Here is a 13630-nt window from a genome sequence, read left to right on the forward strand (position 1 = left end):
GCTCCGCCACGGCCGGTCCGAAGCTTCACGACTTCGGACCGACGTGGCGGTCCAGCGCGGCGACCGCCTCACGACGCGCGACCGAGAGACTGTTGCGGCGGTTCATCGCCCACGCGATGCCGAGCAGGTCCAGCGCCCACTGGCACAGGCCCATGATGTCGGAGGACTCGTTGACGAACATGTAGCGGGGATAGGCGTACTTCCGGCCCCTGACGGTGACCCGGTTCGACACCCGACAACCGTCGGAGTGGAAGAGCCCACGTACGAAGTGGCCTGCGTGGCTGGTCAGGATGTCGCGCTGCCAGGCGGTAAGGACGATGGGTCGCTGGTGCTTCTTGCCCGGCCCGTGTTGCGGGATGAGGCACGGCCAGTGCTTGCCGGTGCTCTGCACCGCCACACAGCCCTGCTTCTGAATCCGTTGGACCCGGTTCGCGAGTACGGCTCTCATCGCGGCATCGCATGCCTCGATCAGGTTCGGCCAGGTGTCGGTGCAATAGATGCGCAGCACCGGCACCCGGTCACTCGTGACGAGATGCCCGTCGCCGAGGTAGAGGCCGAGCAGGTAGGCGTACGCGGTGGGATCGGCGGGGCCCGTCAACTCCGGCCGGCAGCGGAAACAGCGGACGGCGCTGTTGACCTGGGTCGGCTCGGGCCTGTCGACGCACCAGTGCCACACCGTGGTGTAGGGCAGGGCCAGGCTGCGGGCTACCGAGCGGATGTTGTGGCCTCGGGCGCGGAGTGCACGAACCCGTGCCCGGATTTCCGGTGGATGCACATCGACATCCTCGAACGCCTGTATGACAAAGTGCCGGGAGCGGGATTCGAACCCGCAAGCCCTTTCGGGCAGAAGTGTTTGAGACTTCCGTGTATGCCGTTCCACCATCCCGGCGAGTGAGGCTTACTGTACCCGACTACTCTCGTGCGAGAGCATGGGTGGGTAGCCGTGCAGGAAACGATGGTGGGAGTGGCTCGTGGCCGAGACGCAGACGGATGCCGCGCGCAGGCGGGTACTGATCGCCGAGGACGAGGCGCTGATCCGGCTGGACCTGGCCGAGATGCTGGCCGAGGAGGGCTACGAGGTGGTCGGGGAGGCCGGCGACGGCGAGACCGCCGTCCGGCTGGCCGAGGAGCTCAAGCCCGATCTGGTGATCCTCGACATCAAGATGCCGATCATGGACGGGCTGGCCGCCGCTGAGCGGATTGCCGGGTCCCGGATCGCTCCGGTGATCATTCTGACCGCCTTCAGCCAGCGTGACCTGGTCGAGCGGGCGCGGGCGGCTGGTGCGATGGCGTACCTGGTCAAGCCGTTCCAGAAGAGCGATCTGGTGCCGGCGGTGGAGATCGCGCTGTCCCGGTACTCCGAGATCGCCGCGTTGGAGGCCGAGGTCGCCGGGCTGACCGACCGGTTGGAGGTCCGTAAGACCGTCGAGCGGGCCAAGGGCGCGCTGATGACCACCTACAACATGACCGAGCCGCAGGCCTTCAAGTGGATCCAGCGTACGGCGATGGATCACCGGATGACCATGAAGGAGGTCTCCGAGCGGATTCTCGCCGAGACCGCCGGCGGTGAGGTGACGCAGCCGGCTCCCTGAGTCGGCTTTGCGACGGCCGCGGTGTCAGGCCGGGGTCGATAGCATCGATCCGTGGTGATCCGGCGGTGGGTCGCGGTCGTCGTCGCGGTGGCGGTGACGTCGGCCGGCTGTTCCCGGCCGGCCGTCGAGTCCGCGGCGCCGACGCCGGTGCGCCCGGCCTGGCAGTCGATGGTGCTGCCGGCGACGTCCGGGGCCGCCGCCCGGCTCCTGGTACGGGACGCGACCGTCTGCGGCGGGCGCTGGTACGCCGTCGGTGCGGTCGCCGATTCGGCGGGGCGGAACGCCCCGGCTGCCTGGTCCACGGTGGATGGTCTGGTCTGGTCGCCGATCCGGCTGGTCCCGTCGAGTGTGTACGGTGCCCGGCACGTGCTCTACGCGGTGGCCTGCCGGGATGCCCGGTTGGTGGCGTTGGGCGCGGCGAGTGGGGGCGCGCACGGCAATCCGCGTACCGCCACCTGGATGCTGCACCCCGACGGTGCGTTACGTGAGGTGGCAGCCGGGTTCGAGCTGTTCGGCGGGCCGCGGGCGGTGAGTGTCTCCCGGGTGGCGGCCGGACCGCGGGAGTGGCTGCTGGTGGGTGCTCGGGTGGCCGGGGCGGCGGTGTGGAGTTCCCCGGATGGCGAGCGCTTCGCGGTGCACGAGGCGTTGCCGGAGCTGGCCAGCGATGATCGGGGCCGGACGGTGGCGTACGACGCGGTGGCGGTGCCCTCGGGCTGGGTGTTGGTGGGTGCGGTGTTGACGCCGGGTGCCGTGCCGGTGGCGTGGACGTCGTCGGATGCGCGGGTGTGGCGGCGGGCGTTGCTGCCGGGAGTGGACGGTCCGGGTCAGGCGCAGCGGGTGGTGGCCGCCGACGGCGCGGTGTTGGCGGTCGGTCCGGTGCGTACGGGCTTCGGGGTGTGGCGGTTGGTGGAGCCGGGTTGGCGGTGGGTCGGCGGGTTCGGTGGTGGTCGGGGTGCGGTGTCGGTGCGTGCTCTGGTGGCTTCGGCAAACCTGGTCGTGGCGGTGATCATCGACGGTGATGGTTACCGTCTGTGGTGCTCGGACAGTCGTGGTGAGTCGTGGCGTCCGGTGGCCCTGCCGGTGGTGGTGCCGTCGGGGGATACGGGGCTGGTGGTGGCGCTCGAAGAAGGTCGGCTTATGGTGTTTGCAGACGCGGGAGATGGGTCTCGTGCCTGGTGGGCGCACCTACAGGTGGGCGGCTGAAGGAAGATCACTCAGTAGTGGCCGGCGCCGATAAAACGAAGGTGAATCGGCCTCGTAGCCGATCAATCAACGGTTCCCTCTTACAGCGATCGCACCCTATCCACCACGGCGTGTAACGGTTCGGTCAACGGCCCCTTCCGGGGCTTACGTCGTGCCTGCACCGTGGGATAACGTCCGGCCCCAGACCGGCGACGACGGTCTGGTTCGTCCGCCCCCGCAATGGCCAATTGGTAGCGGGTGGTTCGGGCCATGGGACTGAGGAGGGTTCGGGCCTTGAGGCAGAAGCTCGCACGTTTGGTCGGTGGGGTGGCGATCGCCGCGCTCGCCCTTGGCGGTACGGCCGCCTGCAAGTCTGACAGTGGAACCGACGAGGCCAGCGGCGGTGACGGCTGCGGCAGCAAGATCGCCTTCTTCGGCGCGCTGACCGGCCCGAACGCGGCCCTGGGCATCAACATGAACGGCGGCGTCAAGCTCGCCGTCGACAAGTACAACAAGGAGAACGCGGACTGCCAGGTGACCCTGGTGCCGCTGGACTCCCAGGGTAACCCGGAGCAGGCGCCGGGTCTGGCCCAGCAGGCGATCGACGACACCAAGATCCTCGGCATCGTCGGTCCGGCGTTCTCGGGTGAGTCGGAGGCGGCCAACCCGCTGTTCTCCGAGGCCGAGCTGGTGCACATCACCCCGTCGGCGACCCGGCCGAGCCTGGCCGACCAGGGCTGGAAGACCTTCTTCCGGGCGGTCGGTAGCGACTTCAGCCAGGGCCCGGCCGCCGGTCGGTACATCAAGGACGTGCTGAAGGCCGAGAAGGTCTTCGTCATCGACGACCAGTCGGCGTACGGCGCCGGTCTGGCCGACGAGGTCAAGAAGGTCCTCGGCGCGGCCGTTGTCAGCAGCGACAAGGTCCAGGGCGACGGCAAGCAGAACGACTTCTCGGCGACCGTCACCAAGGTCAAGTCCTCGGGCGCGACCGCGATCTTCTACGGTGGCTACTACCAGGAGGCTGGCCTGATCCGCAAGCAGCTCACCGCTGCTGGCGTCACCGCCACCCTGGTCGCCGGTGACGGCGTCAACGACGCCGCCTACATCGAGGGCGCCGGTGCGGCGGCGGCTGAGGGCACCATCCTCACCTGCCCCTGCCAGCCGGCCACCGAGGCGCGCGGCAGCTTCGTCGACGACTTCAAGGCCCTCAACGGCTCGGAGCCGGGCACCTACAGCGACACCGCCTTCGACGCGGCGAACATCCTGCTCGCCGGTATCAAGGCTGGCAACACCACCCGCACCAAGATGCTGGAGTTCGTGAAGGGCTACAGCGGCGAGGGTGTCGCGGCGAGCTACAAGTTCACCGAGACCGGTGAGCTCGACCCGGCTCAGGTCAAGGTCTGGGCGTACAAGGTCGAGGGCGGCAAGGTTGTTCCGGACCAGGAGGTCCCGAGGTCCTGACCGGTCCCGTAACGGTTCCGCTGTGATCGTGGGGTGCGGCCGGGGAGCACCTTTCCCGGCCGCACCTTCACTGTCTCCCCTTCCTGTACGGAGTGCCCTTCCTTGAACTTCAACGCCCTATTCTCCGATTTCGGGGGATATACGATAACCGGGCTGACGGTGGGCGCCATCTATGCCCTCGTCGCGCTGGGTTACACGCTGGTCTACGGCGTGCTGAGACTCATCAACTTCGCCCACTCCGAGGTCTTCATCGCCGGCGCTTTCGCCGCGATCTGGGGTTGGGCCGCACTCGGTCTGGATCGTGACTCGGTAGCCAGCGGCTTCGGCTCGATCATGCTTTATCTTCTGGTCGGTGCGCTGATAGCCGCGGTGGCGTCCGCGGGCACCGCGACAGTGGTCGAACGGGTGGCGTACCGGCCGTTGCGTAAGCGCAACGCCCCACCGCTGGCCTTCCTGATCACCGCGATCGGCGCCTCGATCGCGATCGCCGAGGCGTTCGGTATCTACACCCGGCGGCTCCCGGTCGGTGCGCCCACGATCGTCAAGCCGGACCTCGTGCTGTTCGAGGTCGCCGGTACCGAAGTGACCATGGTGCAGGTGCTGGTCATCGTCTCAGCGTTGGCGATGATGGTGGCGCTGGACCTGTTCATCAACCGCAGTCGTATCGGTCGGGGCATCCGCGCGGTCGCGCAGGACCAGAACACCGCGGCGCTGATGGGCATCAACAAGGACCGGATCATCCTGGTGGTCTTCATCATCGGTGGTGTGATGGCCGGTGTCGCCGGGATGCTCTACGACATCCGGATCGGCACTCTGACCTACAGCGTGGGCTTCCTGCTCGGGTTGAAGGCGTTCACCGCGGCGGTTCTGGGCGGCATCGGCAACCTGCGCGGTGCGCTGGTCGGCGGACTGCTGCTCGGCCTGGTCGAGAACTACGCGTCGGCCCTGTTCGGCGCGAACTGGAAGGACCTGGTCGCCTTCGTCGTCCTGGTCGTGCTGCTGATGTTCCGGCCGACCGGTCTGCTGGGCGAGTCGTTGGGGAGGGCCCGCGCATGACAAGCGTGAGGGAATGGATCTACTCAGGTCGCCACGCGGTGGGTGAGCGCTGGCACAACGCACCCCGGTGGATGCGCTGGGCCGTCATCGCGGCAGTGATCGTGTTCTTCTACGCACTGCCGAACCGGGAGTTCTACCAGTGGCTCGGGCCGATCCCGACCACCGGGTCGAACTTCGGGCAGGTGCTGTTCACCATCTCCATCTACGTGCTGCTGGCCGTCGGTCTGAACATCGTGGTCGGTTTCGCCGGCCTGCTCGACCTCGGCTACTTCGGCTTCTTCGCCGTCGGCGCGTACACGGTGGCGGTGTTGACGTCGCCGAGCAGTGATCTCAAGACGCTCTGGCCGTGGCTGTTGGCCCTGCCGGTGGCGCTCGTGCTCACCATGATCTCCGGCGTGATGCTGGGTACCCCGACGCTGCGGCTGCGGGGCGACTACCTGGCCATCGTGACCCTCGGCTTCGCCGAGATGATCCGGGTGGCGGCGACCAGCTCCGAGTTCCTCAAGGGACAGCGGGGCTTCAACCAGATCCCGCACCCGCCGGGCAGCTACTCCGACGGCAAGCCGATCTTCGGCGTGCTGGACCCGCGGCCGTACTACTGGCTGGTGCTCACGCTGATCATCCTGGTGGTCATCGGGGTGCGGAACCTCAACCGCAGCCGGGTCGGCCGGGCCTGGATCTCGATCCGTGAGGACGAGGACGCGGCGCAGCTGATGGGCGTGCCGACGTTCAAGTTCAAGCTCTGGGCGTTCGCCTCGGGTGCGTTCATCGGTGGTCTGGCGGGGGCGCTCTTCGCCGGCAAGCAGAACTTCGTCAGCTCGCAGAACCTGGAACTGCTCAACTCGATCATCATCCTGGCCGCGGTCATCCTCGGCGGCTCGGGCAACATCGTCGGCGCGATCGTCGGTGGCGGCCTGGTGGCGTACATGATCGAGCGGTTCCGTGGCATCGAGTTCTTCGGCGTCGAGCTGTACGAGTACCGATTCATGTTCTTCGGCCTGGTGCTGGTGGTCATGATGATCTTCCGGCCGCAGGGCTTGATTCCGAACCGACGAAGGGCGGCGGAGTTCAAGGACCGTCGCAAGGAGGTGATCGTCGGTGGGTGAGACCGTGCAGAAGCCGACCGTTCCTGAGCAGGCCGGCGCCCCGGCGGTGGAGTCCACCGCCAAACGGGAGCCGCTGCTGGAGGTTGACCACGTCACGCTGCGCTTCGGTGGCGTGGTGGCCCTCAACGACGTGAACTTCACCCTCTACAAGGGTGAGATTCTCGGTCTGATCGGCCCCAACGGTGCCGGCAAGACCACCTGCTTCAACGCGATGACCGGTATCTATCAGCCCTCCGAGGGTGAGATCCGGTTCCGTGGTGAGCGGATCACCGGCAAGAAGAAGCACCACATCACCAAGATGGGCATGGCGCGGACGTTCCAGAACATCCGCCTGTTCCCGGAGATGACCGCGCTGGAGAACATCCAGGTCGGCGCGGACGCGCACCACAAGACCAGCGTGCTGTCCGCGCTGTTCCGGCTGCCCCGGCACCGCCGGGAGGAGCGCGACGGGCTGGAGAAGGCCGAGCGGCTGCTGGAGTTCGTCGGCATCCCGCACCGGATGCACGACGCCGCCCGCAACCTGTCGTACGGCGAGCAGCGCCGGCTGGAGATCGCCCGGGCGCTGGCCACCGACCCGGTACTGCTCTGCCTGGACGAGCCGGCTGCCGGCTTCAACCCGGCCGAGAAGGAGGAGCTGCTCCAGCTCATCCGCAAGATCCGGGACCAGGGCATCACCGTGCTGCTCATCGAGCACGACATGCGTCTGGTCATGGGTGTGACCGACCGGATCGTGGTGCTGGAGTTCGGAAAGAAGATCGCAGATGGGCTCCCCGCCGAGGTGCGTGAGGATCACCGGGTGATCGCGGCTTACCTGGGGGTGCCGGATGACGACGCTGCTTGAGATCGAGGACGTCAGTCTGCTCTACGGGCGGATCAAGGCGCTGCACGGCATCAGCCTGACCGTCAACGAGGGTGAGATCGTGGCCCTGATCGGCGCCAACGGCGCCGGCAAGTCCACCACGATGCGGGCCATCTCCGGCATCCGGCCGATCGCCTCCGGGCGGATCGTGTTCAACGGTGAGGACATCAGCAAGCTCCGGGCCGACCTGCGGGTACGGCGTGGGCTGTGCCAGGCGCCCGAGGGTCGGGGCATCTTCCCCGGCATGACGGTGATGGAGAACCTGGACATGGGTGCCTACACCCGGCGGGACCGCGCCGAGGTGGCCAAGGACCTGGCGAAGGTGCTGGAGCTGTTCCCCCGGCTGGCCGAGCGGCGCAAGCAGGTCGGTGGCACGCTCTCCGGCGGTGAGCAGCAGATGCTGGCGGTGGGTCGGGCGTTGATGAGCCGGCCCAAGCTGCTGCTGCTCGACGAGCCGTCGATGGGTCTGGCGCCGATGCTGATCCAGCAGATCTTCAGCATCATCACGGAGATCAACCAGCAGGGCACCACGATCCTGCTGGTGGAGCAGAACGCACAGCAGGCTCTGGCCCGGGCGCACCGCGCGTACGTGCTGGAGACCGGCCGGATCGTCAAGGAAGGCAGTGGCGCCGACCTGCTGCACGACCCGGCCGTCAAAGAGGCCTACCTCGGCGTGGCCTGAACGGGCGTCACCCCTCTTCGCAAGGAGTACGACATGTTCAACCTCAAGGGTCGTCGCCGGGCCGTCATCGGTGTCGCCGGTGCGGCGCTGCTCACCCTCTCGATGGCGGCCTGCGGCGAGCAGGAGAGCGCTGACGAGCCCGGTGCCGGTCCGTCGGTGAGCGCGGCGCCGGACAACGATCTCGCCGCCAAGGTGCCCGACGCGATCAAGGCCGACGGCGTGATCAAGGTCGGCACCGACGCGACGTACGCCCCGGCGGAGTTCCTGGACACCGACGGCAGCACCGTGATCGGCTTCGACGTGGAGCTGTTCAACGCGGTGGCGCAGAAGCTCGGCCTGAAGGCGGAGTACGAGTCGGCGCCGTTCGACGCGATCCTGCCGGCTGTGCAGTCCGGCAAGTACGAGATCGGTGTCTCCTCGTTCACCATCAACGCCGAGCGGTTGCAGTCGGTGAACATGGTGAGCTACTTCTCCGCCGGCACCCAGTGGGCCACCAAGACCGGTAACCCGGCCCAGGTGGACCCGGACAACGCCTGCGGCAAGAAGATCGCCGTGCAGGTCGGCACCGTGCAGCTCGACGACATCACCGCCCGGTCGAAGGCGTGCACCGACGCCGGCAAGCCGGAGATCACCATCGATCAGTACCAGGCGCAGAGCGACGCGACGGCCGCCGTGGTCAGCGGCAAGAACGACGCCATGCTGGCCGACTCCCCGGTCGGCGCGTACGCGGTGAAGCAGAGCAACGGCCAGCTGGAGGTGCTCGGCGACATCTACGAGTCGGCGCCGTACGGCTACGCGGTCCCCAAGGACCAGACCGCGTTCGCCGAGGTGCTGAAGGAGGCCGTGCAGGCGGTCATCGCCGACGGCAGCTACAAGGCGGCGCTGGAGAAGTGGGGCGTCGAGGGTGGGGCCATCACCACGTCGGAACTGAACCCCGCCAGCTGACATGTCACTCGACACCGATTCACCCGAACGGGCACGGCCGGAACCCATCCAGGCCGTGCCCGTGCGGCATCCCGGGCGGTGGGTAGCCGTCGCCGTGATCGGGGTGCTGGTGGCCATGTTCGTGCACCTGCTGGTGACGAACGAGGCGTTCAACTGGTCGTTCATGGTCGACAACATGTTCCGGCCGCCGATCATGGCTGGTGTCCGCGGCAGCATCGCGCTGCTGGTGACGTCCATGCTGATCGGCATCGTGCTGGGCATCCTCCTCGCGATCATGCGACTGTCGGGAAACCCGATCCTGCGCGGCGTCGCGTGGGCGTACACCTGGTTCTTCCGCGCGGTGCCCCGGCTGGTGCTGGCGATCCTCTTCGGCAACCTGGGCATGCTGTGGTCCCGGATCGAGTTCGGATTGCCCTTCGATCGGCAGATCGGCGCGCTGTTCGGGGTGCAGGACTTCGAGGCGCGGCTGTTCGGCTTCTCGGCGACGGACCTGCTCACCGGCTTCGTCGCCGGCATGCTGGCGCTCGGCCTGTCCGAGGCCGCGTACATGGCGGAGATCGTCCGGGCCGGCATCCAGTCGGTCGACGAGGGACAGACCGAAGCGGCCCAGGCGCTGGGCATGACCCAGGGGCAGATCCTGCGCCGGATCGTGCTGCCGCAGGCCATGCGGGTGATCGTCCCGCCGACCGGCAACGAGACCATCGCGATGCTCAAGGACACCTCGCTGGTGGCCTTCGTGCCGGTCTCCACCGAACTGTTCTTCCAGATCAGAGCCGTCGGTAGCCGGACCTTCCAGGTCTTCCCGATGCTTGTCGCGGCGACCATCTGGTATCTGCTGTTGAGCAGTGTGCTGCTCGTCGGGCAGTACTACCTGGAGCGGCACTTCGCCAGAGGCAGCGGTCGTGCCGGTCAGGCCAGGGCCCGGCTGCGCGGCATGGCGGTCGGTGGCGGCGGCGCCGCCGGAGGGGCAGGGGGCGTATGACGCAGGCGAGCGTGCCGGCCCAGGCCGGTGTCCCGGCTCAGGCCGGGGCCGGGCCGATGGTACGAGCCGAACAGGTGCACAAGTCGTTCGGCTCGATCGAGGTGCTCAAGGGCATCGACCTCGAGGTACGCGCCGGGGAGGTGTGCTGCCTGCTCGGGCCCTCCGGCTCGGGCAAGTCGACCTTCCTGCGCTGCATCAACCACCTGGAGAAGATCAACGCCGGGCGGATCTGGGTGGACGGCGACCTGATCGGCTACCGGGAGCGCGGCGGCAAGCTGCACGAGATGCGGGAGAAGGAGGTCGCCGCCCAGCGCCAGGCCATCGGCATGGTGTTCCAGCGGTTCAACCTCTTCCCGCACAAGACCGCCCTGGAGAACGTCACCGAGGCACCCCTGCTGGTGCGCAGGGAGAAGCGGGCCGAGGTCCGCGACCGGGCGGTGGCGCTGCTGGAACGGGTCGGTCTGGGTGACAAGATGAGCAACTACCCGAGCCAGCTCTCCGGTGGTCAGCAGCAGCGGGTGGCCATCGCCCGAGCCCTGGCCATGCAGCCCAAGCTGATGCTCTTCGACGAGCCGACCAGCGCGCTGGACCCGGAGCTGGTCGGTGAGGTCCTCGACGTGATGAAGGACCTGGCCCGCGACGGCATGACGATGATCGTGGTCACCCACGAGATCGGCTTCGCCCGCGAGGTCGGCGACTCCCTGGTCTTCATCGACGGCGGCGTGGTGGTCGAGCACGGCAACCCCCGCGAGGTGATCGCCAACCCGCAACACGACCGCACCAAGGCATTCCTGGCCAAGGTGCTCTGACCTGCCCTGCGTCGATCGTGGGGTTGGCGGCAGTTCATTGCCGCCGACCCCAGGATCAGCGGATGAGGGTGCCGCGAGGCGGCGGCGGGAGTTGTCGGCGGGACGGGCTAGAGTCGCCACCGTGACAGCTACGACGCCGCGCCTGCTCCTCGTCGACGGACACTCCCTGGCATACCGGGCATTCTTCGCCCTGCCTGTGGAGAACTTCTCCACCACGACGGGGCAGCCGACAAACGCGGTCTACGGCTTCACCTCGATGCTGATCAACGTGTTGCGCGACGAGCGGCCGACCCACATCGTCGTCGCCTTCGACGTGTCCCGCCGCTCCTTCCGCACCGAGAAGTACGCGGAGTACAAGGCCGGCCGCAGCGAGACCCCGGCGGACTTCAAGGGCCAGGTCAGCCTGGTCAAGGAGGTCCTCGCGGCGTTGCGGGTGCCGGTGGTCGAGAAGGAGGGCTACGAGGCCGACGACATCATCGCCACCCTGGCCTGCCAGGCCCGCGACCAGGGGATGCCGGTGCTGATCTCCACCGGTGACCGGGACGCCTTCCAGCTCGTCGACGAGCAGATCACCGTGCTCTATCCGCGTAAGGGCGTCTCCGACCTGGCCCGGATGGATCCGGCCGCGGTCGAGGCGAAGTACGGCGTCGGCCCCGACCGCTACCGGGATCTGGCCGCGCTGGTCGGCGAGACCAGCGACAACCTGCCCGGAGTGCCCGGCGTCGGCCCGAAGACCGCCGCCAAGTGGATCAACACGTACGGCGGGGTGGACGGCATCATCGCCCGCGCCGACGAGATCAAGGGCAAGGCCGGCGACAGTCTGCGGGAACGACTCGCCGACGTGATCCGCAACTACGAGATCAACCGCCTGATCGCCGACCTGGACCTGCCGATCCGCCCCGAGGACGCCCGCTGGCAGGGGTGGGACCGGGAAGCGGTGCACCAGGTCTTCGACACCCTCCAGTTCCGCATCCTGCGCGACCGCCTCTACCAGTACCTCGACGCGGTCGAGCCGGAGGCCGAGGCGGGCTTCGACCTGAGCGGCGAGGTGCTCGCCGCGCCCGGTGCGCTGACCGGCTGGCTGGAGACGCACGCGTCGCCGGGCACCCCGGTCGGGGTGGCGGTCAAGCTGGACACCGGCCCCAACCGGCGGCACACCGCCACCGTCACCGGCCTGGCCCTGGCCACCGCCGACGGCGCGGCGGCCTGGTTCGACCCGAGCACGCTCGACGAGCGCGACGAGGCGGCGCTGGCCGGCTGGCTGGCCGACGAGACCCGCCCCAAGGTGCTGCACGACAGCAAGCCTGCCGTGCTCGCCTTCGCCGCACACGGCTGGACGCTGGCCGGCATCACCCGGGACACCCAGATCGCGGCCTACCTGGCCCGCCCCGACCAGCGCTCCTACGATCTGACCGACCTGGCCCTGCGTTACCTGCACCGCGAGCTGCGGGTCGACGCTCCCGACAACGGCCAACTCACCCTCGACGGGCTCGGCGGCGACGGCGAGGCCGAGCAGAACCTCATGCTGCACGCCCGGGCCACCCTCGACCTGGCCGAGGCGATCGACGCCGAACTGTCCCGCGACGGGGAGCAGTCCGCCCGGCTGATGGCCGGAGTGGAGCTGCCGCTGATGCGGGTCCTGGCGAACATGGAGCGCACCGGCATCGCCGCCGACACCGACTACCTCTCCGAGCTGGAGGCGCACTTCGCCGCCGAGGTGAAGGCCGCCGCGCAGGGGGCGTACGCGGTGATCGGCCGGGAGTTCAACCTCGGCTCCCCGAAGCAGCTCCAGGAGATCCTCTTCGGAGAGCTCGCCCTGCCGAAGACGAAGAAGATCAAGACCGGGTACACCACCGACGCCGACGCCCTGCAGTGGCTCTACGCGCAGACCGAGCACCCGCTGCTGCACCACCTGCTGCGCCACCGGGACGTCGCCAAGCTCAAGTCGACAGTGGACGGGCTGCTCAAGTCGGTCTCCGACGACGGGCGCATCCACACCACGTTCAACCAGACGGTCGCCGCCACCGGCCGGCTCTCCTCCACCGAACCGAACCTGCAGAACATCCCCATCCGCACCGAGGAGGGGCGGCGCATCCGCCGGGCGTTCGTGGTGGGGGAGGGCTACGAATGTCTGCTCACCGCCGACTACAGCCAGATCGAGATGCGGATCATGGCGCACCTGTCCGGCGACGAGGCGCTCATCGAGGCGTTCAACTCCGGTGCCGACTTCCACGCCGCCACCGCCTCCTCCGTCTTCGCCGTGCCGGTGACCGAGGTCAGTCCGGACCAGCGGCGCAAGATCAAAGCAATGAACTACGGCCTGGCGTACGGGCTGAGCGCCTTCGGCCTGTCCCAGCAGCTCGGCATCACCGCCGAAGAGGCGCGCGGGCTGATGGAGAACTACTTCGCCGGCTTCGGTGGGGTCCGTGACTACCTGCACGAGGTGGTGGCGCGAGCCCGCCAGGACGGCTACACCTCCACCATCCTCGGCCGCCGCCGCTACCTGCCCGACCTGGTCAGCGACAACCGGCAGCGCCGCGAGATGGCCGAGCGGATGGCCCTCAACGCCCCCATCCAGGGTTCCGCCGCCGACATCATCAAGGTCGCCATGCTGCACGTCGACACCGCGCTACGCGACGCCGGGCTGCGCTCCCGGATGCTGCTTCAGGTGCACGACGAACTCGTCTTCGAGGTCGCCCCGGGGGAGCGGACCACGCTGGAGGAGTTGGTGCGGCGCGAGATGGGTGGGGCGTACCCGCTGTCGGTGCCGCTGGAGGTGTCGGTCGGCGAGGGCCGCGACTGGAACAGCGCCGACCACTGACCCGCCGGGGCCCGTGGCCCTTGCGGCCTCTCCCCTGGCCCTCGGCTCGGTTGCTGGCTTTAGCGGGGTGGGGGTTCGGGGGAGCCCGGCCCGCTCCGGGCGGTCAGGCTTGATCCCTGCGCGGGCCGGGCTCCC

Annotated in this window: 12 protein-coding genes and 1 tRNA gene; 11 read left to right on the forward strand and 2 right to left on the reverse strand. The window is 68.4% G+C overall.

The annotated features are described in order from the left end of the window. Window positions 1-25: 25 nt before the first annotated feature. Both Vgi01_RS02350 and Vgi01_RS02355 read right to left on the reverse strand, forming a co-directional pair. A complete protein-coding gene (locus tag Vgi01_RS02350) occupies window positions 26-775 on the reverse strand; it encodes a transcriptional regulator (RefSeq protein ID WP_204290000.1) in 750 nt (249 codons plus the stop codon). Window positions 776-806: 31 nt separating this feature from the next. Beyond that, window positions 807-889, reverse strand: a tRNA-Leu gene (locus tag Vgi01_RS02355). Between the two features lie 82 nt (window positions 890-971). On the opposite strand from Vgi01_RS02355, the gene Vgi01_RS02360 reads away from it, so the two are divergent. The 11 genes from Vgi01_RS02360 to polA all read left to right on the forward strand — a co-directional run bounded on the left by Vgi01_RS02360 (window position 972) and on the right by polA (window position 13495). Then, a complete protein-coding gene (locus Vgi01_RS02360) occupies window positions 972-1592 on the forward strand; it encodes an ANTAR domain-containing response regulator (protein ID WP_013735005.1) in 621 nt (206 codons plus the stop codon). A gap of 51 nt (window positions 1593-1643) precedes the next feature. Beyond that, window positions 1644-2795 (forward strand): hypothetical protein, encoded by a 1152-nt coding sequence (locus Vgi01_RS02365; protein WP_204290001.1) that lies wholly within the window; start codon window positions 1644-1646, stop codon window positions 2793-2795. Between the two features lie 273 nt (window positions 2796-3068). Then, window positions 3069-4235 carry a branched-chain amino acid ABC transporter substrate-binding protein gene (locus Vgi01_RS02370; RefSeq protein ID WP_204290002.1) on the forward strand — a complete coding sequence of 389 codons (1167 nt, stop codon included), beginning with the start codon at window positions 3069-3071 and terminating at the stop codon, window positions 4233-4235. Between the two features lie 102 nt (window positions 4236-4337). After that, window positions 4338-5291, forward strand: coding sequence for a branched-chain amino acid ABC transporter permease (locus Vgi01_RS02375; RefSeq protein WP_204290003.1), 954 nt, complete (start codon window positions 4338-4340; stop codon window positions 5289-5291). Further along, window positions 5288-6397: a branched-chain amino acid ABC transporter permease gene (locus Vgi01_RS02380; protein ID WP_102660257.1), complete on the forward strand. Its 1110-nt coding sequence runs from the start codon at window positions 5288-5290 to the stop codon at window positions 6395-6397. Before Vgi01_RS02375 ends, Vgi01_RS02380 begins: the two co-directional genes overlap by 4 nt. Beyond that, complete coding sequence (locus tag Vgi01_RS02385) at window positions 6390-7238, forward strand: ABC transporter ATP-binding protein (RefSeq protein ID WP_373306833.1); 849 nt, start codon at window positions 6390-6392, stop codon at window positions 7236-7238. Before Vgi01_RS02380 ends, Vgi01_RS02385 begins: the two co-directional genes overlap by 8 nt. Next, complete coding sequence (locus tag Vgi01_RS02390; protein WP_204290004.1) at window positions 7222-7938, forward strand: ABC transporter ATP-binding protein; 717 nt, start codon at window positions 7222-7224, stop codon at window positions 7936-7938. Before Vgi01_RS02385 ends, Vgi01_RS02390 begins: the two co-directional genes overlap by 17 nt. 33 nt (window positions 7939-7971) lie before the next feature. Next, window positions 7972-8883, forward strand: a complete 912-nt coding sequence (locus Vgi01_RS02395) for an ABC transporter substrate-binding protein (RefSeq protein WP_204290005.1) — start codon at window positions 7972-7974, stop codon at window positions 8881-8883. Between the two features lies 1 nt (window position 8884). Beyond that, a complete protein-coding gene (locus tag Vgi01_RS02400; protein ID WP_204290006.1) occupies window positions 8885-9865 on the forward strand; it encodes an amino acid ABC transporter permease in 981 nt (326 codons plus the stop codon). Then, entirely contained in the window at window positions 9862-10674 is an 813-nt protein-coding gene (locus tag Vgi01_RS02405) for an amino acid ABC transporter ATP-binding protein (protein WP_275409851.1), read from the forward strand. Before Vgi01_RS02400 ends, Vgi01_RS02405 begins: the two co-directional genes overlap by 4 nt. A gap of 121 nt (window positions 10675-10795) precedes the next feature. After that, window positions 10796-13495: a DNA polymerase I gene (gene polA / locus Vgi01_RS02410; protein ID WP_204290007.1), complete on the forward strand. Its 2700-nt coding sequence runs from the start codon at window positions 10796-10798 to the stop codon at window positions 13493-13495. The last annotated feature ends 135 nt before the right edge of the window (window positions 13496-13630 follow it).

This window comes from Micromonospora gifhornensis, from assembly GCF_016863515.1.
In the GTDB taxonomy this organism is placed as follows: domain Bacteria; phylum Actinomycetota; class Actinomycetes; order Mycobacteriales; family Micromonosporaceae; genus Micromonospora; species Micromonospora gifhornensis.

Excerpts from the sequence above, each read along its gene's own strand:
- Vgi01_RS02380 (WP_102660257.1), top strand. The coding sequence starts at position 5,288 with ATGACAAGCGTGAGGGAATGGATCTACTCAGGTCGCCACGCGGTGGGT.
- Vgi01_RS02390 (WP_204290004.1), top strand. The coding sequence starts at position 7,222 with ATGACGACGCTGCTTGAGATCGAGGACGTCAGTCTGCTCTACGGGCGG.
- Vgi01_RS02395 (WP_204290005.1), top strand. The coding sequence starts at position 7,972 with ATGTTCAACCTCAAGGGTCGTCGCCGGGCCGTCATCGGTGTCGCCGGT.
- Vgi01_RS02400 (WP_204290006.1), top strand. The coding sequence starts at position 8,885 with ATGTCACTCGACACCGATTCACCCGAACGGGCACGGCCGGAACCCATC.
- Vgi01_RS02405 (WP_275409851.1), top strand. The coding sequence starts at position 9,862 with ATGACGCAGGCGAGCGTGCCGGCCCAGGCCGGTGTCCCGGCTCAGGCC.